The following is a 25,038-nucleotide window of genomic DNA, read 5'->3' as shown; positions in this document are numbered from 1 at the left end:
ATCATAATTTATTCTATCCAAAATTCTGGTGGTTGTGATTCACCCAAGGCCGTGCAGTCTCCGCATACTTGCGGAACCATTACATAAGGGCCAGGTCCTAAATCAAAATCGGGCCCATTATCTGCAACGTATTTGGCTATATCCCAACGTACTAAATCTATTAAACCAATTGTGGGCACCCCATATCTGCAGGGATCCACATATGGTGGTAATGGTTCGTCTGGGTAAAAATCGGTGTAATTGAAAAATATCCGTTTTTCATCCACTGTTGAAACATCAAAATATCCAACTACTTTTTCATTTCTATCCGTCTCCGAGAAAACATTGCCTTCCAAAAAACCAGGTTGATTTTCTGAAAACAAATTTTCCGATGTTGAAAACGTATTTAAGGTTTCATAAAAATTATACGTTTCCACAGATTGGGAGTATTGACGTACCAAAATGCTATAACGATGACTAAGCATAAAGTCATCACTCGGAATAAACCGTATTAGTTTGTTTTTAATCTCATTGCCATCCAAGCCTTCGGTATCCTCCAGAATTATTCTGTTGGAACTTCGCGTTGCATAGCAAGTCTTCTCATCCAGCGACCTTACAGTTTTAATTATCCTGGGATTATTGCCTTCAATCACTTCAAGTTCAATAGGTGCCCATTCAGGCGCAATAATCTTATAGGTTTCATCATATTCAAAACGGTAGTAACTGGAAGTTGCACCAGGGGTTTTCGCATCCAAAAAGATTCCCATCCCGTTAACGCCCAAATCATTAGTGAATCTTCTGGCAGAGACATCATCCACTTGCGCTAAATTCGGAAGAACTTTTGTTCCAGAACCATAGGTTCTGCCATCTTTGGTTTCCACTGATAAATGATACTCCACATCTGCAGTAGCTGCAAATGTTTGGTCCGAAACATACCTTCCTTCCTCTGCTTCAATAAATGCATATCTATTACCATCACTACCAATCACAAAAATCTGTGCCCCAGATTCTTTGGCCGATTCTTCGGCTTCAAATTCGTATGTTCTGGTAAGTAAAACTTCTTGCAGTGCCATTTGATCGGTAATGGTAGCTTCTATAACAAGTACACTTTCAAAATCTTCAAATTCCACTTGAAACTCTTCCACACAGCCATAGAAAGGGAACACCATAAATACGATGTACGCGGCATGATATGTGTTTTGAGTCCATTTCATTCAATCCAAAATTCTGGTGCTTCAGGTTTTCCAAGTACTGTACAGTCTCCACAAACAGTTGGCACAGTCACATATGGGCCAGAACCTGTTGCTCCTGAACCGGGTGTATTTTCATTGATGAATTTAATTACATTCAACGCCAACATGTTAGGTAATTTATCTATTGGAGGAGCACCATATACACATGGATCCACATAAGGCGGCAAATCCTCCCCGGGAAAAAAGTCTTCATAATTAAAGAAGATTCGTTTTTCGTCTACTGCTGCAACATCAAAATAGCCTAATACTTTCTCAGCAGAATCATCTTCAGAAAACACATTGCCTTCCAAAAATCCTGGTTGCGTTTCTGAAAACACACTTTCTGAACTTGAAAAATTACTTAGTGTCTCATAAAAATTATGTGCTTGTTCAGACTGCGTGAGTTGCCTGACCAAAATGCTGTATCTATGTGTTATAATATAGTTATCACGATTGATAAATCGCACTGTAAATCGTGAAAGTCGGTCTTCATCCAAATCTCGTGTATTTGCCAAGATCAATCTATTGGATAGGTCGGTTGTGAAACAGACCTTTTCGTCTAACGGTCTGGGTGAAATCACAAATCCTTCACCAGGAACAAAATCTAAATCCCGACTTGAAAATTCTGGTGCTACAATTTTATACGATTCTTCATATTCATACCTATAGAATGAGGCATCTTCAGTTCCATCTGATGCATCAATCATTATAGCCATTCCTTCTTCACCTAGATCTGTTATTATACGTTCGGCATATAAGCTGTCAATTTTAGTACTTGTGGTAAACCTATCTGGACTGGACCTATAAGCCCTTCCATCTTTGGTGGTTATCGATACATGATAGTCCATTTCAGGCTCAGCAGCAAACTGAATCTCTGAGTTATATTCACCCGCGGCTCCTTCATTAAAAGCATAACGAGTGCCATCTGCAGCGATAACCCATACTTGTGCAGCTTTTTCGCCAGGCTCCGAATTTTCATTAAACCTAAATGTTCTAGAAATCAACACTTTTTGAGTTTCCATTTGATTGGTTATAGTGGCGTCTACTACCAAAGCGCTTTCAAATTCCACAAATTCTGTCTGAAACTCCTCTATACAACCATAGAAAGGTACCATCATTAAAATGACGCCAAATGTTTTGTATGTAGTTTCATAATTTATCATTCCATCCAAAAATCTGGTACTTCTGGTGGTCCAAGTACTTTACAATCCCCGCAAACCCGAGGGACAATCTGATAGGGACCTTCATTTATTCCTGGTTCATCCGTATCTAAGAAATAAACCCCTGCCCCACTTTCAATAATAGGTCTTAGTACACATCCACCCATATTTGCCAGTACCGGTGAACTTGGGTTGCAAGGATCTACATATGGAGGTAAATCTTCACCAGGGAAAAAGTCATCGTAATTAAAAAATAGTCGTTTTTCATCTACTGAGGCTACATCAAAATAACCCAAAACACGCTCTTCTTCATTGTCAGCAGAAAATACATTTCCCTGCAAAAAACCAGGTTGGGTTTGTGAAAACAAACTTTCTGACCCCGACAATTCATTTAAAGTCTCAAAAAAGTTATACGATTCATTGGACATTACATATTGTCGTACTAGAATACTGTATCTGTGCGAAATGATGTAATTATCCCGATTGATGAACCGAACCATAAAGTTACTTACTCTGTCTTCATCCAAATTATCCGTGGTATTCAAGATAATGGAGTTGGAAAAACTGGTAGGGTAACAAATGCGTTCATCTGTTTCATTATTTACTTTTAGCACTAGGCAGCTAAGACTGTTCTCCGGATCACCAATTAAGGAAACAGGGCTCCATGTTGGCGCAATAACCCGATACGTTTCTGCGTATTCATAGCGATAATTCACAGAATTCCCTGTGGAATCGAAACTATCTACCAATATTGCCATTCCTTCTTCGCCCAAGTCATTGGTGATTCGTTCTGCTTTTACTTCGTCCAGCGACGTTGCCGCAGTTAATTGTGTATTGTCCGAACCATAGTTTCTGCCATCTGAAGTAGTGATTTGTAGATTGTATTCCACACCTTGTTGCGCGGCAAACTGTTGGTCTGAAAAATAGATACCGTTATCGCCTTCAATAAAATTATACGTAGTTCCTCCGCCAATAACCATTACTCGGGCGCCCGTTTCAGCCGTTGGTCCATCCGCATCAAACTCATAGGACCTGGACAAAACCACTTGCTGGGTTTTTAGTTCATTCGTTATTGTTGCTTCTATGACCAAAGCACTTTCAAAATCCACAAAAGTTGCCTGAAAAGGTTCAATACAGGAATTAACAACTACCAGTACTAACAGTACCAAAAAAGATTTGTATTTAGGTCTATAATTTATCATTCGGTCCAAAATTCAGGTATTTCAGGAGGTCCCAGTACTTTACAATCCCCGCATACTCGTGCGGTAATAAAATATGGTCCTTCATTAGGTCCTGGAGGTTCATTATCTGAGACATAAATGCCCGTACCACTTTCTATTATTGGTCGTAAAACACATCCACCTGGATTAAACAACACAGGTGCACTTGTATTGCAAGGATCCACATATGGAGGTAAATCCTCTCCTGGAAAAAAGTCATCAAAATTGAAAAAAATGCGTTTCTCCGAAACGGTTGCCACATCAAAATAGCCTAAAACCCTTTCTTCTTCGTTATCTTCAGAAAACACATTTCCCTGTAAAAAACCAGGTTGATTTTCTGAAAACAAACTTTCGGAACCGGATAGTTCATTCAAGGTTTCAAAAAACGTATAGGACTCGTTAGACATCACATACTGACGAACAAGTATACTGTAACGATGCGAGATTATGTAGTTGTTCCTACTAATAAAACGGACCATAAAATTGCTCACCCTATCTTCATCCAATTCATTTGTGGAATTCAATATTATTGTATTGGATAAAGCTGTAGCGTAACATACCCGCTCATCGGTTTCATTTGGCACTTTGAACACATTGCAACTAAAAATATTTTCAGGGTCACCTATCAACGAAACGGGACTCCATGTTGGCGCAATAATGCGATAGGTCTCTTCAAATTCATACCGATAGTAAACAGAATTTCCCGTAGGATCAAAACTATCAACTAATATTGCCATTCCATCCTCACCTAAATCAGTTGTAATTCTTTCGGCACTTAATTCATCAAAAGAAGTAGTGGCCGTGAGCTGCATATTATCTGAGCCATAGCTATTACCATCAGAGGTAACAACCTGAAGCTTATACTCAACCCCATCTTGCGCTGCAAATTCTTGATCGGACAAGTAAACACCATTAGCTTCTTCAATGAAATTATAAGTATTGCCACCACCGACAACCATGACACGTGCACCTTGCTCACCAGGGGGTCCCTCTGCATCAAATTCGTAAGACCGTGTTAGTACCACCTGCTGAGTTTTTAACTCATTGGTGATTGTGGCTTCTATGACCAAGGCACTTTCAAAATCCACAAAAGTTGCCTGAAAAGGTTCAATACAGGCATAAAACAGCATCGCCATAAACAACGGTGCCAGTTTATAATATGCTATGAATCGTTTCTTACTCATTAAATCAATCCATTACTCTTCAATCCAAAATTCTGGAACGTCCACACTTCCAATTTCCTGACAATCTCCACAAATCTTATTCACAATAATAAAAGGCCCAGGACCAATAGCTGCACTTTCGTTTACATCAATGTAACCTACCAAGTTTTCTTCCACCTGTGTGCTTAAAACGCACCTAGTTGGAACACTTGGAGTGCGCAAAGGAGGTGCACCTAATTGACATGGATCTATGTAAGGTGGCAATTCTTCATTAGGGAACAGGTCTTCATAATTGAAGAAGATGCGTTGCTCCTTAACTGATGATACGTCAAAATAGCCTAAAACCTTTTCTTCCTCATTGGTATCTGAACTTAGATTGCCTTCAAGGAAGCCTGGTTGTGTCTGTGAGAAAAAGCTATCGTTCCCAGAAAACTCATTAAGCGTTTCATAGTAATTGAAGGACTCATTTGACTGCACAAACTGACGCACTAATATGCTGTACCGATGAGAGATGATATAGTTGTTTCTATTAATGAAGCGAACCATAAAATTGCTTACCCGGTCTTCATCCAAATCACTGGTATTGGTTTGAATAATAGCTTGGGAAAAATCAGTTCTATAGCATATTTGTTCTGAAGTCACATCAGGAATCACTCTAACTTCACACAATTCCGTAGCTTCCTCCGGTGGAACTTTCTCTAAATCAAGTGGTGTCCAAAAAGGAGCAATTATTCGATATGATTCTTCATACTGATAGCGATAATTCATAGAATTTCCAGTAGGGTCAAAACTGTCCACAAAAATCCCGATTCCTTCCTCGCCCAAATCATTGGTTATTCGTTCCGCTCTTACTTCATCTATCTGTGTTACTGCGGATAAAGTCATTTCCGATGAAGAGTAATTTCTTCCATCTTGTGTCTGGATACGTAATTGATATGCCGTACCGGACTGGGCCGCAAAAGCTTGCGCTGATCTATAGACACCAGGAGAACTCTCCACGAAATTGTATGTATTACCACCACCAAAAACACTGATATTTGCATTGGACTCTGCTGATGGACCATCAGCCTCAAATTCATAGGACCGCGTTAAAAACACCCGTTGAAACTCCATCTGATCTGTAATGGTTGCTTCTACAACAATGGCGCTTTCAAAGTCTTCAAAAACCACATCAATGGGCTCAATACAGGCCATAAAAGTAGCAAATGACAGAAGTGCCATTACTATTTTTATATCGAAAAATAGTTTTTTCATCATAGTTATTCCGTCCAAAATTCTGGTGTAACATTAGCACCAAGTACCGTACAATCTCCGCATTCTCGGGGCACTACTAAATATGGTCCTTGTTCAGCAGGAGGATCTTCATTTAAATCCAAATAACTAACTTGATTGGCATCAACCATTGCACTTAATACACAGCGCGCGCCACCCTGACTGATCAGCATTGGTGCAATCTCCATGCAAGGATTGACATAATCAGGGAGCGTTTCTCCTGGGAACAAATCATCATAATTGAAGAAAATCCGTTGTTCTGAAACAGAGCTTACATCAAAATAGCCCAATACTTTTTCATTTTGGTTCAAATCAGATGTAACATTCCCAGCCAAAAATCCTGGTTGACTTTCTGAAAACAGACTCTCACTACTTGAAAACTGATCAAGTGCATTATAGAATGCGGCGGAGGCATTTGATTGTGTATACTGTCTAACTTTTATGCTATATCGGTGTGAAATAATGTAATTGTTTCGATCCATAAATCGAACCATAAATCTTTCGACTCGGTTTTCGTCCAAGTCAGCTGTGCTGGCCAATATTAGATCATTTGAAATACCCGTTGCGAAACAAACCTGATTTTGTTCTGTTTTGGGGATAACGTCAACACCACATTCAATACCGGTACTTTTCAGCTCAAAATTGTTCCAATCCGGGGCAATGATTTTATACGTTTCTTCATATTCATACCTGAAATTCCTAGTGTTTTCCGATTCATCCGAACTATCCACAAAAATTGCGACACCTTCCTGCCCCAGATCTGATGTGATTCTATCCGCATATAGCCTATCCAGCCCTATGACTGCGGGTAAATTCTCTTCCGAAGAGCTATATGATCGGCCATCCTGAGTGGTTATATGTAGTTGGTAGGCAACTCCGCTTTGCGCTGCAAACTCTAGAACAGAATTGTAGATACCGGGAGAAACTTCTACAAATTCGTAGACAACGCCGCCTCCATTAACTGAAACATTAGCATTGGTTTCAGCAGATGGCCCGTCTGCTTCGAATTCGTAGGTGCGGGTCAATCTTACTTGTTGAAATTCGTTAATATCCGTTACGGTAGCTTCTATTACAATGGCACTTTCAAAATCTTCAAAGCTGGCATCAAATTCTTCAATACAGGACTGCCCTACTAGTATTGTAAGTATCAAAACTCCTGATTTATGGAAATTATACTTCACTTTGTCAACCATTTATTCAAACCAAAATTCCGGCACTTCCGTGGTGCCCAATACCGTACAATCCCCACATACTCGAGGAACAACTATAAATGGCCCACCATCTGATTGTGGCCCTTCCCATTCTTCATTATCGGTTATGAATCGTATCAAGTCCAGGTTCACCAAACTTTCAAGAATGCAACGTGGTTCCGGTCCATGGCCTTCGGCAATTTTTGGTGCTGACCTTTGACAAGGATCGGCATACGGCGGAAGTTCTTCACCTGGAAACAAATCTTCATAATCGAAAAACAATCTTTTTTCAGATACTGTAGCTACATCAAAGAAGCCAAGGACTTTTCTACCCGTATTGACATCTTCTTGAATATTTCCTTCTAAAAATCCGGGTTGTGTTTCTGAAAAGATACTTTCAGAACCCGAGAAATCACGTAAGGTTTCATAGAAGGAATAGGCCTCATTTGATTGCACATATTGGCGTACCAGCACACTGTAACGATGCGATATGATGTAGTTATCCCTATTAATGAAACGTATCTGAAACCTTCTTAGATTATTACCACTTAAGTTTTCCGTATTCGCCAAGATAATAGCATTGGAAGCCACTGTGGTATAACAGACCTGTTCATCTCTTTCCCGAGTTGTTTTCACCGTGCGGTCACACACAACATCCGGCACATTTATCAATGCCGTGTTATTCCAATCTGGGGCAATAACCTTATAGGTTTCAATAAATTCATACCGATAGTTTTTTGAACCATCCAACACGTTTTCATTGTCAATGAATATCCCTACACCTTCTTCATCCAAATCAGTGGTGAAACGTTCCACATACAATTCATCTATATCCGTGGAATTCGGTAATTGCATTTCTGAAGAATGATATTTCACACCATCATGGGTAGAAATCCGCAGTTGATATGGGGTGCCTTGTTGTGCCCTAAATTCATTGATCGAAGTATACGTTCCTGGCCTTGATTCCTGAAAGGCGTAAACATTTCCTCCACCTTCTACTGTTACGGTGGCATTAACCTCCGCAGAAGGCTGCTCTTCCTCAAAAGTATACGTGCGATTCAAATAGATTGTCTGATGTTTGAGCTCATTGGTAATGGTACCTTCTACCACCAGGTTATCTTCAAATTCCTGCAATTCTGGCTCAAATTCCTCCACGCATCCTACTAGGGAAATCCCAATGGACAAAGCTGTCAAAAAACCGATATGTTTCTTGAACATCCCCATTTTTAGAACTTGAAATTGTAGGTTATGGTTGGTACAGGTATCGCGAATATTGAGCTTTGGTATGCTTTGATATCTCCATTTTCGGTTACAAAGAATACTGAATATGGATTGTTTCTGCCGAGGACATTATAAATTGAAAAGCTCCAGAAGCTGTGTGCGAACTTCTTGATCTTATGGTTGCCTTCCATATTGAAACTCAAATCCAATCGATAGTAATCTGGTATTCTAAACTTGTTCCTGTCGCTATAAAAAACAAACTCGGAGTTGTTGAATGCGAAACTTCCGATTGGGAACGTAACCGGTCTACCTGTTTGATAAACAAAGTTTGCCGATGCACTAAAGCGTCTTGTAAACTTATAATTAGCCACCAAACTGATGTCATGGGGCTTGTCAAAATTGGAAGGGAAGAACTCTCCATTGTTCACTCTTTCTTCTCCAAACTCACTATCTAATTTCACAAAAGAACGAGAATATGTATAGCCAAGCCAGCCATTTAATTTTCCTTCATTTTTCTTTAAGAGGAATTCAACACCATAAGCCTTGCCATCTCCTTGAATCACTTCGGTTTCAATGGCCTCATTCAATAGTAATTGCGCTCCAACCTTATAATCCAATAAATTGGTTTGTTTTTTATAATACCCCTCTAGGCTTAATTCATACTTATTTCCTTCAAAATTCTTATAAAGTCCAAGTGAAGCTTGATAGGCCTCCTGCGGTTTGATGTTCAAATCAGAGAGTTTCCATGTATCTGTTGGTGAAACAGTGGTATTGCTCGATAATGTATGGATGTATTGATAGGCATTATTCAAACTAGCCTTTATTGAGAAATCAGGTGTTATAAAGTAGCGAGCCGAAACTCTGGCTTCTGGTCCACCGTAGGTTTCTATAACTTCATTATTGTCAAAATCCTGGGCTTCTACAAATGTTCCACTATTTCTAGGTGCATTGTCTTGGTATATGCGTTGTGCTGAAGCTCCTAGGGCTGCATAAAAAGAGAATCGCATCCCTATATCTATCAATAATTTATCATTGACCTCATAGCTGTCTGACAAAAACACGGCGGATTCCAGGCCTTTTTCCTGGGGTATTGTCAAGGAAGTCACTTCAGAATCTGAACCCAAAGGAACTATATCTCCTGGATCAACGACATAAAGCTTACTGGAGATACCAAAATCAAATTTATGTTTATCGCTATGCAGGTATTTCATTTTCAACTTTACTTCGGTCTCATTGTTCTTGTACCCTAAGTCGAAATCATCGTTGGACTCCCCATCGAACTCAATACCAAATTTGTATTCACTATTTGAAAGTATAACACTACCTGTAGTTTTTTCACTGAATTTGTGATCCCATTTCAATGAAACCAATCGATTGCTATAATCGAATATGGAATCGGAAGTGATACTGAATTCATCACGGCTAAAATATCCTGTTGCCTTGATTTCATTCTTATCATCGATGGTATGGTTATACTTGGCAACTACATCAAAGAAAGATGCCGTACTATTGTTCAATTGCTCATCATCCAATGCTTGAAGAATCCAATCCGAATAAGTAGCCCTACCCCCTACCAGCAAGGCGGATTTGTCTTTTACAATAGGAGTTTCCAAAACAATATTACTGGTAACAGGACCAATAGAGGCTTCACCGGAAAATTTTTCTGTATTTCCATCTTTGGTAGTAATATCGAAAACAGAAGATAGCCTACCTCCAAATTCGGCCGGAACATTACCCTTATAAATTTCCGCAGAACCCGTTGAAAAAGGATTGATTGCCGAAAATATACCAAAGAAATGCGATGGATTATAGATTACCCCATTGTCCAAAAGAATTAAATTCTGATCCGTTCTACCCCCACGAACATTGTAACCTGCGGATCCTTCACCAGCCGTAGTGATCCCTGGTAAAGTTACAGCTGCTTTCAGAATGTCCCTTTCACCCAGTACCAACGGGATATTTTTGATTTTCTCCACTTCAATCAAGGTGACCCCAGTAATAGCGGTTTCTACATTTCGGTCCAAATTACCTTGTACAACAACTTCATCCAGTGCTTCAACACTTTCGTTTAAATCAAAGTTGTAGGTACCATTATTATAAAGTATGATTTTGGTTCTTGAATCCTGAATCCCCAAACCTTGGGTTCGAATCACATTTTCACCTACTGGAAGTTCCAAACTGTAGTTTCCGTTGGCATTGGTAGAAGTTCCTCCCGAATCGCCTTCAACAATAATGGCCAAGTCTGGTATAGGTTGGCCGTTACGCGCATTTGTCACCTTACCTCTTAACGTAAAGGTACGTTGGCGATTGTTTCGGTTTTCACGTCCAATTTTCACGACTGGCATCCCTCGTGAAACTCCACTATCTTCTGCATTCAAGAATAATGGTCCTAAATCTTGGATATCATCATAACTAGGTCCGTCATCTTCCAAGGTCTCAGATTTCCCAAAGAAATCCTTGGGCAAGGTATCGTAGATTTGGCTGTTTTGTAAAAGAAAAATCTTATTGTCCTCAGCGATGTAGAAATTCAGTACCGTATCCTTGAACAAATCATCCAGTATAAGACTTACCTGTGTATTCTCGTAGGTGCCAGAAACCCTGACGTCCTCAACCCATTCCTCCAAGTAATAGAATTGGTAATCCGTTTTTTCCTCTATGGCCTGTAGTGCCTCTAAAACACTAACATTAGTAAGCGATATTGAAATCCTTGGAATGGATTCTTGAGCCAATGCGTATTGCATGCTTACGAGAAGCATGAAAGACATGAAAATTTTCTTCATTACTTAGAAGTGTTTATAGGTTGGGTAAGTAAAATATCCAAACGTTTCAAGAGCCCTACTTGAAAACCATTGGAGTCGGTTTTCCTCAAGCGCCTTGCCAGATTGTAGAATTTGTCGATTTCCTTTTTTAGTTCAGGAAAGACCATGATATTGTCCTTTTTAGTATTGACAATATGGTATTTACCTTGATAAAGCAACACGTGTTCACTTGGTCCATCCAAAAACTCGTAATAGAGCGAACTACGGTCCTTTCTATCAAAACTCTTTTTGGTGTACTTTGTATATAAGGTATAGCGTGGACTAACATATGCAATAGAATAATATCCATACAAATTCAATCCATCTGCGTTACTTCTATCCAGTTTGATGTAATCTACCCCGTCAATGGTAAAGGAATCCAGTTTGTCCTTAAACAGTTTCAAGGTGCCACCACCTGCTTTGGTAATAAGTTTCAAAAGCACTTCATCCGAGAAGACATCGTACTTTAGATCCAGGTCATAATAACACTTTCCTTCATAGCACAGACTTCCTTTTAGAAAGTCCCTACTTCTGAAGTATTGTGTGTTTTCGTTTATGGTTCGATACTGTTCTGTATAAATCTCACCTTGATAGAGATCGGTGTTTTCTATTCCAACAGCTTTATCGAAAAGGTTGTAGTAATCTATTTCTTGCGAATCTTGGCCATAGCTGGACACAAAAATGCCTAAGGCCATCAAGGCCCCTATTGGCTTTTTAAGGTTGTAAAGCATCTTACAAATTGATTGATGTATGAGGTATGTTAAACTATTTGAATTAGCTTGCTCTAATTTAACACATAATGTGATAATTTGTAAAAAATTGTTAAAAATTAACAGATTATCATCAATAGTAAGGTTGAATCAACATTATGATAACAATTCATTCACTTTATCGCAGAATTCTTTGTTAACGCATTCTAATTTGGTGTGAAAATGAGTTTGGATGCTGATTCTTCAATGATTTCTTCTTGGTTCATCATCATTTTGCGGAATTCGCCATTGACAAACATTTCCGCTTGATCCTTGTAATGTTTACTGAACGGATTCCCTGATTGACCGGTTGGAAGTATACTTATGCTGTTTTCAACATCGGAAAAATCAATGATCCTTCGTGTAGAGGGCCCGACATTGACCTTGTAGAAACCTGAACCATCATAGGTAAAATTCATATTGTTGATGACTTCACGTGTTCCATTAACCGGAAATGGCCCAACATTGAAGTATTTTCTTAAGGATTCAACTTGACCTATAGGGTGCGGGTGTTCCAAAGTATGAACATTCCCCCACTGCCATTGTGAGGTATCCGTGCCGAAATCCGTCACCAAGGATTCCCATGCTTCCGCAAATGACTTAAGTACAATTTCATCCCGAGTTTCAACCTTATCCTTAGTACGAATATCGTCCCACCAAATGCCATCCTTCATTCGTGCACCATGTGCTATTTGCCTTTTAAAAACATGCGTTCCCAAAAACTGCTGGAACTTCTCTTCACCCAATTCATCCAAAAAGGTGTTTTTAACCATGTAGTATTCACATCTGTGATATAATGTTGGACTAATGGCATCCAACGTATAGGAACCATCCCAATTTCGCAAGGCATCTACCTGAACCAATTGCTCTTCTGTCAAATGGGATACATCCAACAGTTTTATCAGTTCGGTCACTAAAGCTGGATTTACCATAGATGTTGCATCCAGAATCATCTCAGCGGAAGATTCCTTGTCCCAATCGCTTTTTCCTTCAAGAAGATTGACAATACGCATAGCGCGATTTTCAGGGAGATAATATCCTGGATAAAGCATGCCAGCAATGGAATCCGGCTGGTTATTAGCCGAGTAGACATAGTTCCATGGTGGATTAATTGCTGATGGATTCTCCTCAAAATCCAAATACCGTATAGGCTCGTCCTTTCCGGAAGTTCCATCCATAACGAGTTTGGTAGAAACGCTGTCCGGCATTTGATAAAGCTTGGCCGTGGCCCACCAAGCAACATTACCCTCGGCATCGCCATACATAATATTTAACCCAGGTGCGTGGATTTTGGGCAAAGAAGCCTTAAATTCATCTAGATTGGTCGCATGGCTCATATCATATACGGCATCCATCACCTTGTTTTCCAATTTGGTATAAATCCAGGACATAGCTATGGGTGTTTCACCTGATATTTGCTTTGCAATGTTATTTACCAACGACCCATGTCGTGTTTTTTTGATGGTAAAGGAAACCGGTTCGGCATCCTTCACTTTGATTTCCTTGGATACATATTCAAAAGATTGCCACCCCTCCTCAGTTAAATATTGAGTGCTATCTGCTGGGTTTACCTGTTCTTGATAAAAGTCAATATCATCATTCTCAAACATGGTCATACCGTATGCCAACTTTCGGTCATGCCCTAGCATCGGAAATGGGACCCCCGCTAAATGGTAACCGTATTTTTCATACGTTGGGGTACTGACATGTGCTTCATACCAAACAGATGGTTGCGCGTAAGAAATATGTGGATCATTTGCCAATATTACCTTTCCGGATTTGGTTTTATCAGGCGCTATGACCCAACTATTACTGCCTTCAAATTGTGGAATCGGTAGTTTTTCCAAAGCATTAAAGACACTTGCGGTAATATCCAATTCAAGACTATCTTTTTTTGCGTTTCTATAGTTCTTTATCCAAACTGTGGAAGTATCCGAATACACTGCCATGTCAGCAATATATTGCTCGCCCAGCTCGTTTTTGATGTCAGTTAAGAACGGGTCTGTCTTATGGGCCATTGCAAAACTAAATGCCATATAGCCCATGGCATCATAAATATCCTTAAGCTCGAATGGTTCCTTTTCCAAACCGGTAAGATAAAATTCAATAGGTGTTGGTCCTTCTTCAATAAATTGGTTGACACCATCCAAATAGGCTTGGGAAAGCATGACCGCCCTACTCTCATTATTTGCATTTGCAACTGCTTCCACAGAATTATCATCGATTCCCAGAGACAAGAAAAACTTATCCGTCTCTACCAAATCCACACCAAACACTTCTGACAACTTCCCCTTGGCAACTCTGCGTAACAATTCCATTTGCCACAAACGATCTTGGGCATGAACGTAACCCAATGCTTTTATCGCGTCTGCTTCATCTTGGGCATAGATATGTGGGACACCAAAATCATCGAAATACACATTTACCTCGTCGGAAAGTCCTGCCATGGATTTGGTGCCACTGTAGTCTGGCTTAAGACTTTGCACAAAGATCAAAACGGAAATTACGACAAGGAGAACAAGGCTAAGTAGTACTAAAAGTACTTTCTTTAGTTTCTTCACGGGGGCTGTGGTTAATTAAAATAGTTACTCTAAGGTACGGTATTTTCCAAAAACCATGACAAGAAATAATGGTGAACCTATTTGTTCATACTTAGCTGATAGGTCTCCAAACCGGATTTTAACCACTGCTCGTATTGTGCAACATCCACATATTGAATAGCATCGTTGAGGATTTCCAAATTAGGGGATAACAATACATAATAGGGCTGCGAGGCAGCATTGAAATTAATGGTTTGGAAGGTACCCCATTTTTGACCTATGGTAGAAATATTCTTTATCCGTCCTGAATCGAATTGGTAATCGAACTTTTCATCTTCAGGTAATTCTTTGCGATCATCGACATAAAGGGAAATCAGCACGTATTCCTCATTAATCAATGGATATACTTTTGGGTCACTCCAAACATTTTCTTCCATTTTCCTACAGTTTACGCATGCCCAACCGGTAAAGTCCAATAAAATGGGTTTGTTCTGTTCTTGGGCATATGCCACACCTTCTTCAAAATCCTTAAAGCAATCCAAGCCAAGAGGACAATCGGATTCCGAAGCTGATAGGGTATAAAAATCAGGAGGAGGAAATCCACTGAGTAATTTTAAATTGGTAAAATTCATCATTCCCAAAACGAGATAGGTAGCAAAAGCCACACTAACCAATCCTGTTAATTTTCGTGCATTCGAGAGTTTCTGTTTAGGGCCATCATGAGGAAAACGGAAAACACCAAACAGATATAGTGCCATCAACACAAATATCACTATCCAAATACCAAGAAAGAGCTCTCGTTTAAGTATGCCCCAATTCCCAACCAAATCCGCATTGGACAGGAATTTAAAGGCTAACGCCAATTCCAAAAAGCCCAATACCACTTTTACCGTTGTCATCCAACCGCCTGATTTTGGCAAGGAATTCAACCATGCAGGAAACAAAGCAAACAAACCAAACGGTAAAGCTAAAGCCAAACCGAATCCAACCATTCCTGCGGTAAGATTTGTTGCCACATCGCCCTCAGCCAACGTGGTGCTACCTAGTAACCCACCCAAAATAGGTCCAGTACAGGAAAAGGAAACAATGGCCAGGGTAAGCGCCATGAAAAATATACCCAAACCTCCGCCGACTTTAGTGGAAGCCGCATCCATTTTATTGGCCCAGGAACTTGGTAATGTTAGTTCGTAGTACCCAAAAAATGAAAATGCGAAAAACACGAAGATGACAAAGAACAGCACATTTAACCAAATATTGGTTGCTATGGTGTTGAGTATTTGCGAATCAACTGAATCAAACAAATGAAACGGTAAACTGAGCAAGAAGTAAATCAAGACTATGAAAAATCCATAAAGCATTGCATTGGTAATACCTTTGGATTTTTGTTGTGATTGTTTGGTGAAAAACGAAACCGTTAGCGGAACCATTGGAAACACACAAGGTGTCAACAGCGCAATCAAACCTCCAAGAAAACCCAGTCCAAAAACCATCCACAGACCTGATTTTTTCTTTACGTTACTGGCACTCTCTTGGTTGAGTAAATCCTTGTTTTTTAAATCCAATTTTAAGGAAGTACTCAATGCCAAACTCTCTGCCCCTACTTCCTTTTCAGTAGCAACAAATTGATTGCCATCCAAAGAAACCTGAAAATACGCATCCATTGGAATACAGACCTCCTTGCAGATTTGGTAAAATAGATTTATTGTAATCTGACGAACTTCGGGGTTTAGCAACTTGATTTTTTGAGTAAAAATGGCTTCTTCCTTGAAAAAGGTCTCATCCACTTCAAAAATATCACTGTATTCCGTGATGGTTTCGCTTTCGAGGGTTTTGCCAACCAACTCATAATCTTCCCCGGCTTTCTCAAAAGTGAATTCACTAGGCAGAGAACCTCCTTCAGCGGTGTATTGTGAGTACACATGCCAACCCTCCATGATTTTTCCAGAGAAGGTGATTTCGTATTCCGTATCTGAAATTTTTTGCACCGCATGCGACCATAACGCAGGTTCTTCTTCCGTTTGCGCATTAATACCTAGGGCAATAAATAAGGTTACAATAAATATGTAGTACTTTCTCATGTAAGAAGCGTGATTTTTAAAATTTCCTTGGTTGATTCCGTTACCTTGAATCTGTTATCCATGCGTCTTCCAACAACCCAAACGACAGCATCCTTACTACAAAGTAACCACTGGTTTTCCTTCGAGAATTGGTCCACTTTCTCATCCTTGAAATACTTAGACAATTTCTTTTTACCTGTCATTCCTAAAGGATAAAAATAGTCGCCTTTTTCCCAATTCCTTAACAATAACGGATAGTTTAACTTTTCTTTATCAACATATATGGTATTGTTATTGGAATTTCCAATCTTGGATGTCAGTTCAAAACGAATAGCTACTGGTTCATCAATTTCTAAGATTTGTTTTGAAATTTCATAGCTCATTGGCATCCCCAATTCCCTTTCCTTTATAAGTAAAGCATTACGGTCCTTTAATAATCTATGGGTTTTTGAATGCAATTCTTTGCCACTACCAGAAGTCAACAATTCCTTTATATTATTGGTATCCGTAAAACCATAAGGTTTGAAGATTTCATACAAATGTGATTCCAGTGGATCTAGCATTAGCAACTCTTCTATTTCAACATAAAGAAAATCATTCTTTGGCTTGATCAAATCCGTTTTTAGTCCATCAATGTATTTTTGCACCAGTTTCTGGCTCTGTTGCAAATTTTGCTGCGTAGTTTGCAAGTTTTGAAGAAAATTGGGATGTAAGGATTTTAGATTTGGAGCAATATCCATCCTTATTGCATTCCTTAGGTATTTGGACTCTTTGTTACTACTATCTTCCCGCCATGCAACCCCATGTTCATTGGCGTACGCCATTATAACTTCCTGACTGAATGGTAATAAAGGCCGGATGATACGCTCATTTTGGGCCGGAATACCTTTTAATCCGTCAATTCCTGTTCCTCTTGAAAGATTGATCAAAAATGTTTCCAGTGCATCGTCCAAATGATGTGCGGTAAGCAGGTAGTCGTAGTTCTTACTTCCCAACAATTCTGTAAACCATTCATAGCGCAAAGTTCTTGCGGCCATTTGAACCGATCCACGATGACTTGAGATGTAATCCTCGGTATCAAATTGCTTCACAAAAATGGTCTTGCCATACGAGTTTGCCAATTCACGCACAAAGGATTCATCCCCATCGCTCTCCTCTTTTCGCAACTTAAAATTGCAGTGTGCCAATGCAAAATCCAACCCTAGTTTTGCGCACAAATCAACAAGTACAACGCTATCCACTCCTCCGCTACAAGCAATTAAAAAAGGAGTGTTCAGCAAAAAGCTGAAGTGTTCGTTTAGATGTTCTGTGAATTGGTCTCGCATGCAACAAAATTAGCAATAAACCTTAGCTTCCCTCCAATACGCTCCGCATGGCTTTTGCTTTTAAAAGACATTCCTGGTATTCTTTATCTGGATCAGACTTCGCTGTGATTGCCCCGCCCACGGAAAACGACACATATTTTTTCGTTGCATTATATAGAATGCTTCGGATCACCACATTTAGGTCAAAATTACCATCTGGGTCAAAATAGCCAACTGAACCACTATAGAGTCCGCGCTTGGTTTCTTCAAGCTCTTCAATTATTTTCATCGCCGAAATCTTAGGCGCCCCAGTCATGCTTCCCATTGGAAAAGAATCACGAAGTAATTGGACGGAATTTAAATCTTTAGGCACTTTGGATACCACTGTAGAAATCATTTGGTGCACTTGTTTGAAGGAATAAACTTTACACAATTCTTTCACCTCAACGGTTCCTTTTAATGCACTCTTGGATAGATCATTTCGAACCAAATCGGTAATCATGATATTTTCTGCTCGTTCCTTTGGGTCATTTTGCAACTGCTGCACCATGTCCTTATCTTCCTTTTGATTAGTCCCTCTAGGGGCTGTACCTTTTATTGGTTGTGAAACAATCAAATTACCTTTTCGCGCTAAATATCGCTCTGGAGAAGCACACATCAGGTATTTGTCATCCGATTTTAAAAAAGAAGCAAATGGTGCTACAGAAATTTGATTTAAGTTTTTATAGGTATCCAGTGGGTTGATCGTGATGTTTTCCGAAAAGAACTCTTGACAAAAATTAGCTTCGTAAATATCCCCACGGTGAATGTGCCTCAATAATCGATTTGTTTTTTCAAAGTAGGAGTCCTTATGAATGCGAAGTCGTATTCCTATTGCATTTGGGTTAGCTGTTCTTTCAGATATACGACCTATTCTGCTCGTAATTGCATCAAAGTCCAAATTGATTTCCCCTTCCACCCGATGGATATAAATAAAATGGATTTCGTCCCCTTTAAATGCGATGATTTTTTCAGGAATAAAAAACTGTAATTCCGGAAAATCTAGACCGTCATAGTTGTTGGAATTCAGATTTTCTAACTTGTTTTTTATATCATATGTAATGAAACCAAATAACCAATCTTGTTTTTTACCGACAAAATCATGCAATTCATCGATAGTATTGATAAAATCTAAAGACTTATCGTTCTGTCCGGAAACAGCCATGATAGCATCCCAATTACCATAGGTATCATGATGCTCGTTACCATCCAACCATACAATATGATTATAGTCGGAAGACCATTCCAACAGGGCTTCTTTGACTGCATCGGTATTGGTAACCGTAAATGATACTTGCTTTCGCAAAAGGCAGGAATACTTAAGAAAGAGATTCTAAAAATTGATTCAGTGCAGCCTTGTGACTTGCCTTCTCATCCGCATCCACAATACCATTCTCATCGAAATTTTGATAGAACGAGGGCAATGAATAAGTGCAGACTACATCACCTCCAAATCGTGGTAGCATACCTTCAACCGTCCCAAGAGCTCCAATTCCTCCTCGCTTACCCGGTGAGGTAGACATCAGGAATACTTTTGTTTGCTGCAAAAAGTCACGATCTAATCGAGATAGCCAATCCAAAACATTTTTAAAAAATGCCGATGGGTTACTATTATGTTCATTTACAGACAACACCAGTCCATCAGCTTTCTGTATTTCATCTTTCAATTCAACCAATGAATTTGAATAGCCTTCCGATTTCTCTAAGTCTTCACTGAACATAGGGAACGCATATCCTGACATATCCAAGAGCCGCACTTGATGTTCCTCCATTTTAGAGACGGTATGCTGTACCAATTTAAAATTAATGGATGCTGATGAGTTACTTCCTGCAAATGCCAATATTGTAGCCATAGGTGATTTCTTTAATAGTTTCGCTAAAATACCGCAAAACGCTATTCCATGCGAGTATTTTGTCTAATTTTGGGCCGCAGAACGTCCAAACTTGTTGTGAAACAAGTATATAGGATAATTAATGGAGCATGAATACCAAATCGACAAGACTGTACTTTATTGATGCAATGCGGGCATGGGCCATATTAATGATGCTCCAAGGGCATTTCATTGACGGGCTTTTGGATCCTATATTCCGCGATAAGGAAAACATGGTGTTCAAGACCTGGCTTTACTTCAGGGGTATCACTGCTCCAGTATTCTTTACTGTATCTGGCTTTATCTTTACCTATCTTTTAATTCGAGTTCCACAAATAGGATGGGACAATCCTCGCGTAAAAAAAGGAATACGGCGCGGGTTACAACTCCTTTTGATTGGCTATTTACTACGTACCAATTTCATTGGATTGCTCAACGGACATATTTATAGTTCTTTTTATTTGGTGGATGTGTTGCACTGTATTGGACTATCCATTTTATCCGTTATTGGGATGTACTTAATTACAGCAAAAAGAAAACCTTGGGTTTTTCCAACACTCTTAGTAGTTACCACCTTGGTATTGTTCCTCTTTGAACCGATATATAAACAGTGGTCTTTTAGCTTTTTACCTGATTTGTTTGCAAATTATTTCACGAAGGCAAATGGCTCCGTATTTACTATTATTCCTTGGTTGGGTTATGCTACAATTGGTGGTTTTCTATCCGTACTTTTTACCAGATTTAAAGATTTCAAATTCTTATACCCCATTGCAATCACCATTGCAGCTGCTGTTGGGTTTATATTGATAAACTATTCCTCCACCGGCTTTATTTCCCTATTTGAGGTTACGGGGTTGGAATTGTTCAAGTTAGTGCAGAATAACAACTATCTTTTTATTCGACTGGGTGATGTTTTTGTGGTTTTTGCCGTTTTTATGATTATCAGAAAATACCTGACAAATCCAACAGTCTTAAAAATCGGTGCGAGTACGTTATCTATTTATGTAATTCACTTTATCATTTTATATGGCAGTTTTACCGGACTGGGATTGTATCGATTTTTGAAGTATAGCCTGTCACCAAATGAAGTCATTCTAGGAGCAATTGCCTTCATGCTTGCCTGTACCTATTTTGCATTAGTCTACAATAAACACGAAACTGCAATCAAAGCACAACTTGCTTTCGGTGTTACCCAGGTTAAATCAAAAGGTTTAGCATTGTATCCAAAAATAAAACCCGTATTCAAGGAGATTTCATTAAAAGTCAAAATCTTCTTAAACCGGGTTTTGAAAACCGCTAAATAGCCGTTCCTATTATATGTGGATTGGTCGGTCCTCTGTGGCAGCTAAGGCCGCTTCCTTAACAGCTTCAGCATATGTTGGATGCGCATGACTCATCCGAGCCATATCCTCAGCAGAGGCTCTAAACTCCATAGCAGTAACACCTTCAGTGATCAAATCCGCACAACGCGCACCGATCATATGGACCCCTAACACTTCATCTGTGTTTTTATCTGCCAATATTTTCACGAATCCATCAATATCCATACTAGCCCTTGCACGTCCAAGTGCACGCATTGGAAACTGACCAGATTTATATTCAATACCGGCTTCCTTTAATTCCTCTTCTGTTTTACCTACTGCAGCAACTTCAGGCCAGGTATAAACCACCCCCGGAATTAGGTTATAATTGATATGGGGTTTTTGACCTGCCAGCAATTCTGCTACCATTGTTCCCTCTTCTTCTGCCTTGTGCGCAAGCATTGCCCCACGGACTACATCGCCTATGGCATAAATATTGGAAACATTGGTTTGCAAATATTCGTTCACATCCACGCGACCCCTTTCATCCAATTTAACCCCAGCTGCTTCAGCATTCAAACCATCCGTATAGGGTCTTCTTCCTACAGAAACCAAACAGTAGTCACCTTTAAATTCCACTACCTGCCCTTTTTTATCATCCGCTTTTACCACAACCTCGTCCCCAACTCGTTCCACGGATTTAACTTTGTGTGAAAGTGCGAATTTCATTTTTTGTTTCTTCAAAACTTTCATCAATTCCTTGGAAAGTCCTGCATCCATTCCCGGGATTATTCGGTCCATGAATTCAACAACGGTGACCTCAGCTCCTAATCGCTTGTAGACCTGTCCAAGTTCAAGACCGATTACTCCCCCACCTATTACAATCATATGCTTTGGCACTTCTTTCAGTTCCAATGCCTCAGTAGATGTTATGATTCTTTCCTTGTCCAATTTGATGAATGGTAAAGTGGAAGGTTTGGAACCTGTCGCAATTATGATGTTTTTGGATGCTATTGTTTCCGTCTTACCATCCGTAAGGGCTATGTTGATATGTGTAGCATCTTTAAAACTACCAATCCCCTGATACACATCAATTTTGTTCTTGTCCATCAAAAATTGAATGCCTTTGGTGGTCTGATCTACAACTGATTGCTTCCGTGCAATCATTTTCTCCAGATTCACCTTTACCTCTCCTGGGATTTCAATCCCATGTGTTTCAAAATGCTTTACAGCATCCTCATAGTGATGCGAGGAATCCAATAACGCTTTGGAAGGGATACAACCAACGTTTAGGCAGGTTCCACCTAGTGTAGTGTACTTTTCAATAATTGCGGTTTTCATACCCAGCTGTGCACATCGAATTGCTGCTACATATCCACCAGGTCCTGAGCCAATAACGGTCACATCATATTGATTCATATCTTCTTATTAGGGATTTTAATTGTTTAAATACCAACTACAAAAATAGGAATGTTTATTTGAATCAACTGTGATTTTTCCGCATTTGCGACAACAAATCACTATAGCCGCTAAATGCATGCAACCACCTTTAATGCAAAGGGTCTATCGCAAGCAATTCTTAACCAAATACAACGTAGTTATTATACGGGCGCCAAAGGAAATTTTACGGCACCATACCAGCCTAACCATAATCCCCCAAGATGAGAAACATTTAAACTGGTTTCAAACCAAATTGGGCCGTGCCATTGGCCACAGGTCGTAAAAACGAATAATTTACATATCACATAAAATGAAAGAAAAAACAAGGGCACAAAATTGTCCTTGACCACTATTAGTGTTGAAATAAACCCGGCAACTACTGCAGAGAGAAAGAAGGCGGATGTTCCTAAAAAAAGTTCCTGTGTAGAGGAAGAGCAGAAACTCAAACCTTTAAACAGAATGTCTTTGGATATTGTTGAATACAGTATTAATGAAAAGCCGCCAACAGCCGTTGAGAGCACTGTTAGCATCACTCGTGTACGCAAATTCATTTTTTGATTGAAGTTTTTTGATTGTGGTTCGTTTCTTGATTAACGCAAAAATTAGAAATATCATTCTAACCACACCTTGACTTTAACACCGTTTTAGGTTAAAGTTTACTAAATGGAAATAGCAGTACTACTCTTAACTTCACTGATTACAAAGGAACTTTGCGTACTGCCAATGTTGCTTATGGCCGTCAACTTGGTAACCATGAATTCCCGGAATTTGGTCATATTTTCCACATGTACCTTCAAAATATAATCGTAGTCACCACTAACATGGAAACACTCGGAAACTTCCTCTAACTTCAATATTTCGCGTTCAAAACGCAGCACATTTTCTTTAATGTGCTGTGCCAAACGAATGTGACACAATACCGTAAAATCACGCTTTACCTTTTCTTTGTTCACCAGCGCAACATAGTTGGTAATAACACCAAGTCTTTCCAATCGGCGAATACGCTCGTATACTGCTGTTTTAGATAAACCTAAACTATCCGCATATTGTTTAGTTGTCTTTTTACAATCCTCTTGCAATAAGGTGACAAGCTGTTTATCAAGATGATCTAAGTCCATACCGACCAATGTTCAGTTTAATTTATAATAAAACGAATTGTTCTTTACAATATTCTACAAACATAATTAATACAGAATTATATTCTAATATATTAAATTATCATTGACTTTAATACTAATCATAGGTAGTTTTACATAAAAAACACCAATGGACTATAAAGCATCAGACGAGATACAAGACTTGCAATACTTTGGCGAATTTGGCGGTGTCAATCCATCAATATCGGATTCATCTACCTATACCTTCTTATCGGCAAAAACTATGTTCGATACTTTTGAGGGTAATACGGAGGGCTGTTACTTATACAGTAGGCACTCGTCTCCTTCAAACCTTTATCTCGGTGAAGCGTTAGCTCAATTGGAGGGTACGGAATCCGCCAATGTTTATGCAAGCGGTATGGGTGCCATAAGCGCCGTAATCCTACAGCTTTGCAATGCAGGTGACCATATTGTATGCAGTCGTACAATTTACGGTGGAACCTATGCCCTATTGAAGAATTTTTTAAAGAAATTCAATATCACAACCTCCTTTGTTGATATCACTGATTTGGATAAGGTTAAGGAAGCCATCAATCCGAATACTAAAATGATTTATTGCGAGGCGGTAAGTAATCCATTATTGGAAGTTGCGGATATACCGCAGCTGTCAATCCTCTCCAAATCCCATGACCTCCCTTTGGTTGTGGACAACACTTTTTCCCCCTTATCCATCAGTGCAACCAAATTGGGTGCTGATATTGTTGTACATAGTCTAACCAAATTCATTAACGGAACTAGTGATTGTGTTGCTGGGGCCGTATGCGCATCTTCGGAGTTTTGCTTAAGCCTAAAAGATGTAAACGATGGTGCTGGTATGCTTTTAGGTTCTACTTTGGATAGTCTACGCGCAGCATCCATCCTTAAAAACATGCGTACGCTACATATTCGCATTAAAAAACATAGCGAAAATGCGCAATATCTTGCGGATCAATTCCAAAAAGACGGACTAACCGTTGTATATCCGGGTCTTGAAGGGCATTCCGGTCATGAAACCATGACCAAACAATACAACCCGGAATTTGGATATGGTGGATTACTCACCCTGGATGTAGGCTCTTTGGATATGGCAAATGCACTTATGGAATTGATGCAGCGCGAAAAATTAGGTTACTTAGCCGTAAGTCTTGGCTTCTACAAAACACTCTTTAGTGCCCCTGGAACTTCCACTTCTTCCGAAATTCCAATGGAAGAGCAGGAGGAATTAGGCTTGTCTCAAGGATTAATACGCTTTTCTATTGGATTGGACAACGATATTGACAAAACCTACCACGCCATGAAATCGTGCATGCAAAGGCTAGGAATTGTTGAAACCTCTAATTCCTTGGTATAAAGCTTGCTGGATATG

General features: G+C 39.5%; 19 protein-coding genes. 3 read left to right on the top strand and 16 right to left on the bottom strand.

Features of this window, described 5'->3' with window-relative positions; genetic code table 11:
- Nucleotides 1-8: 8 nt before the first annotated feature.
- The 14 genes from M3P19_RS04260 to M3P19_RS04195 form a co-directional block, all read right to left on the bottom strand.
- Nucleotides 9-1,193 (bottom strand): DUF4249 domain-containing protein, encoded by a 1,185-nt coding sequence (locus M3P19_RS04260; RefSeq protein WP_249656388.1) that lies wholly within the window; start codon nucleotides 1,191-1,193, stop codon nucleotides 9-11.
- Nucleotides 1,190-2,374: a DUF4249 domain-containing protein gene (locus M3P19_RS04255; RefSeq protein ID WP_249656387.1), complete on the bottom strand. Its 1,185-nt coding sequence runs from the start codon at nucleotides 2,372-2,374 to the stop codon at nucleotides 1,190-1,192. Before M3P19_RS04255 ends, M3P19_RS04260 begins: the two co-directional genes overlap by 4 nt.
- The gene (locus M3P19_RS04250) at nucleotides 2,371-3,573 is read right to left on the bottom strand and encodes a DUF4249 domain-containing protein (protein WP_249656386.1); all 1,203 of its coding nucleotides are present in this window, start codon (nucleotides 3,571-3,573) and stop codon (nucleotides 2,371-2,373) included. Before M3P19_RS04250 ends, M3P19_RS04255 begins: the two co-directional genes overlap by 4 nt.
- The gene (locus M3P19_RS04245; protein ID WP_249656385.1) at nucleotides 3,570-4,775 is read right to left on the bottom strand and encodes a DUF4249 domain-containing protein; all 1,206 of its coding nucleotides are present in this window, start codon (nucleotides 4,773-4,775) and stop codon (nucleotides 3,570-3,572) included. The genes M3P19_RS04250 and M3P19_RS04245 overlap by 4 nt, the downstream gene beginning before the upstream one ends.
- Nucleotides 4,776-4,787: 12 nt before the next feature.
- On the bottom strand, nucleotides 4,788-6,011 hold the full coding sequence (locus tag M3P19_RS04240; protein ID WP_249656384.1) for a DUF4249 domain-containing protein: 1,224 nt from the start codon (nucleotides 6,009-6,011) through the stop codon (nucleotides 4,788-4,790).
- Between the two features lie 2 nt (nucleotides 6,012-6,013).
- A complete protein-coding gene (locus M3P19_RS04235; protein WP_249656383.1) occupies nucleotides 6,014-7,177 on the bottom strand; it encodes a DUF4249 domain-containing protein in 1,164 nt (387 codons plus the stop codon).
- A 42-nt stretch (nucleotides 7,178-7,219) separates the two neighbouring features.
- Nucleotides 7,220-8,434, bottom strand: coding sequence for a DUF4249 domain-containing protein (locus M3P19_RS04230; protein WP_249656382.1), 1,215 nt, complete (start codon nucleotides 8,432-8,434; stop codon nucleotides 7,220-7,222).
- 8 nt (nucleotides 8,435-8,442) lie between these two features.
- Nucleotides 8,443-11,217: a TonB-dependent receptor gene (locus M3P19_RS04225; protein WP_249656381.1), complete on the bottom strand. Its 2,775-nt coding sequence runs from the start codon at nucleotides 11,215-11,217 to the stop codon at nucleotides 8,443-8,445.
- A complete protein-coding gene (locus M3P19_RS04220; RefSeq protein ID WP_249656380.1) occupies nucleotides 11,217-11,966 on the bottom strand; it encodes a hypothetical protein in 750 nt (249 codons plus the stop codon). Before M3P19_RS04220 ends, M3P19_RS04225 begins: the two co-directional genes overlap by 1 nt.
- Nucleotides 11,967-12,151: 185 nt before the next feature.
- Nucleotides 12,152-14,545, bottom strand: a complete 2,394-nt coding sequence (locus tag M3P19_RS04215; protein ID WP_249656379.1) for a penicillin acylase family protein — start codon at nucleotides 14,543-14,545, stop codon at nucleotides 12,152-12,154.
- 77 nt (nucleotides 14,546-14,622) lie between these two features.
- On the bottom strand, nucleotides 14,623-16,602 hold the full coding sequence (locus M3P19_RS04210; RefSeq protein ID WP_249656378.1) for a protein-disulfide reductase DsbD family protein: 1,980 nt from the start codon (nucleotides 16,600-16,602) through the stop codon (nucleotides 14,623-14,625).
- Nucleotides 16,599-17,906: a tRNA lysidine(34) synthetase TilS gene (gene tilS, locus M3P19_RS04205; RefSeq protein ID WP_249656377.1), complete on the bottom strand. Its 1,308-nt coding sequence runs from the start codon at nucleotides 17,904-17,906 to the stop codon at nucleotides 16,599-16,601. The genes M3P19_RS04210 and tilS overlap by 4 nt, the downstream gene beginning before the upstream one ends.
- Before the next feature lie 22 nt (nucleotides 17,907-17,928).
- Nucleotides 17,929-19,230 carry an anthranilate synthase component I family protein gene (locus M3P19_RS04200; protein ID WP_249656376.1) on the bottom strand — a complete coding sequence of 434 codons (1,302 nt, stop codon included), beginning with the start codon at nucleotides 19,228-19,230 and terminating at the stop codon, nucleotides 17,929-17,931.
- A 13-nt stretch (nucleotides 19,231-19,243) separates the two neighbouring features.
- Nucleotides 19,244-19,777, bottom strand: a complete 534-nt coding sequence (locus M3P19_RS04195; protein WP_249656375.1) for an NADPH-dependent FMN reductase — start codon at nucleotides 19,775-19,777, stop codon at nucleotides 19,244-19,246.
- 128 nt (nucleotides 19,778-19,905) lie between these two features.
- Here M3P19_RS04195 and M3P19_RS04190 point away from each other — a divergent pair, with 128 nt between their 5' ends.
- On the top strand, nucleotides 19,906-21,099 hold the full coding sequence (locus tag M3P19_RS04190; protein ID WP_249656374.1) for a heparan-alpha-glucosaminide N-acetyltransferase domain-containing protein: 1,194 nt from the start codon (nucleotides 19,906-19,908) through the stop codon (nucleotides 21,097-21,099).
- Nucleotides 21,100-21,108: 9 nt separating this feature from the next.
- On the opposite strand, the gene lpdA is transcribed toward M3P19_RS04190, so the two are convergent.
- Nucleotides 21,109-22,515 carry a dihydrolipoyl dehydrogenase gene (gene lpdA, locus M3P19_RS04185; protein WP_249656372.1) on the bottom strand — a complete coding sequence of 469 codons (1,407 nt, stop codon included), beginning with the start codon at nucleotides 22,513-22,515 and terminating at the stop codon, nucleotides 21,109-21,111.
- Nucleotides 22,516-22,872: 357 nt separating this feature from the next.
- On the opposite strand from lpdA, the gene M3P19_RS04180 reads away from it, so the two are divergent.
- The gene (locus M3P19_RS04180) at nucleotides 22,873-23,094 is read left to right on the top strand and encodes a hypothetical protein (protein WP_249656371.1); all 222 of its coding nucleotides are present in this window, start codon (nucleotides 22,873-22,875) and stop codon (nucleotides 23,092-23,094) included.
- Nucleotides 23,095-23,195: 101 nt separating this feature from the next.
- Here M3P19_RS04180 and M3P19_RS04175 read toward each other — a convergent pair whose 3' ends face one another.
- Nucleotides 23,196-23,654: an Lrp/AsnC family transcriptional regulator gene (locus M3P19_RS04175; RefSeq protein WP_249656369.1), complete on the bottom strand. Its 459-nt coding sequence runs from the start codon at nucleotides 23,652-23,654 to the stop codon at nucleotides 23,196-23,198.
- A gap of 148 nt (nucleotides 23,655-23,802) precedes the next feature.
- On the opposite strand from M3P19_RS04175, the gene M3P19_RS04170 reads away from it, so the two are divergent.
- Nucleotides 23,803-25,023 (top strand): aminotransferase class I/II-fold pyridoxal phosphate-dependent enzyme, encoded by a 1,221-nt coding sequence (locus M3P19_RS04170; protein ID WP_249656368.1) that lies wholly within the window; start codon nucleotides 23,803-23,805, stop codon nucleotides 25,021-25,023.
- Nucleotides 25,024-25,038 lie beyond the last annotated feature (15 nt).

The sequence above is a fragment of the Flagellimonas spongiicola genome (assembly GCF_023502425.1).
In the GTDB taxonomy this organism is placed as follows: domain Bacteria; phylum Bacteroidota; class Bacteroidia; order Flavobacteriales; family Flavobacteriaceae; genus Flagellimonas; species Flagellimonas spongiicola.
This window is presented reverse-complemented; position numbering and strand designations above follow the sequence as displayed.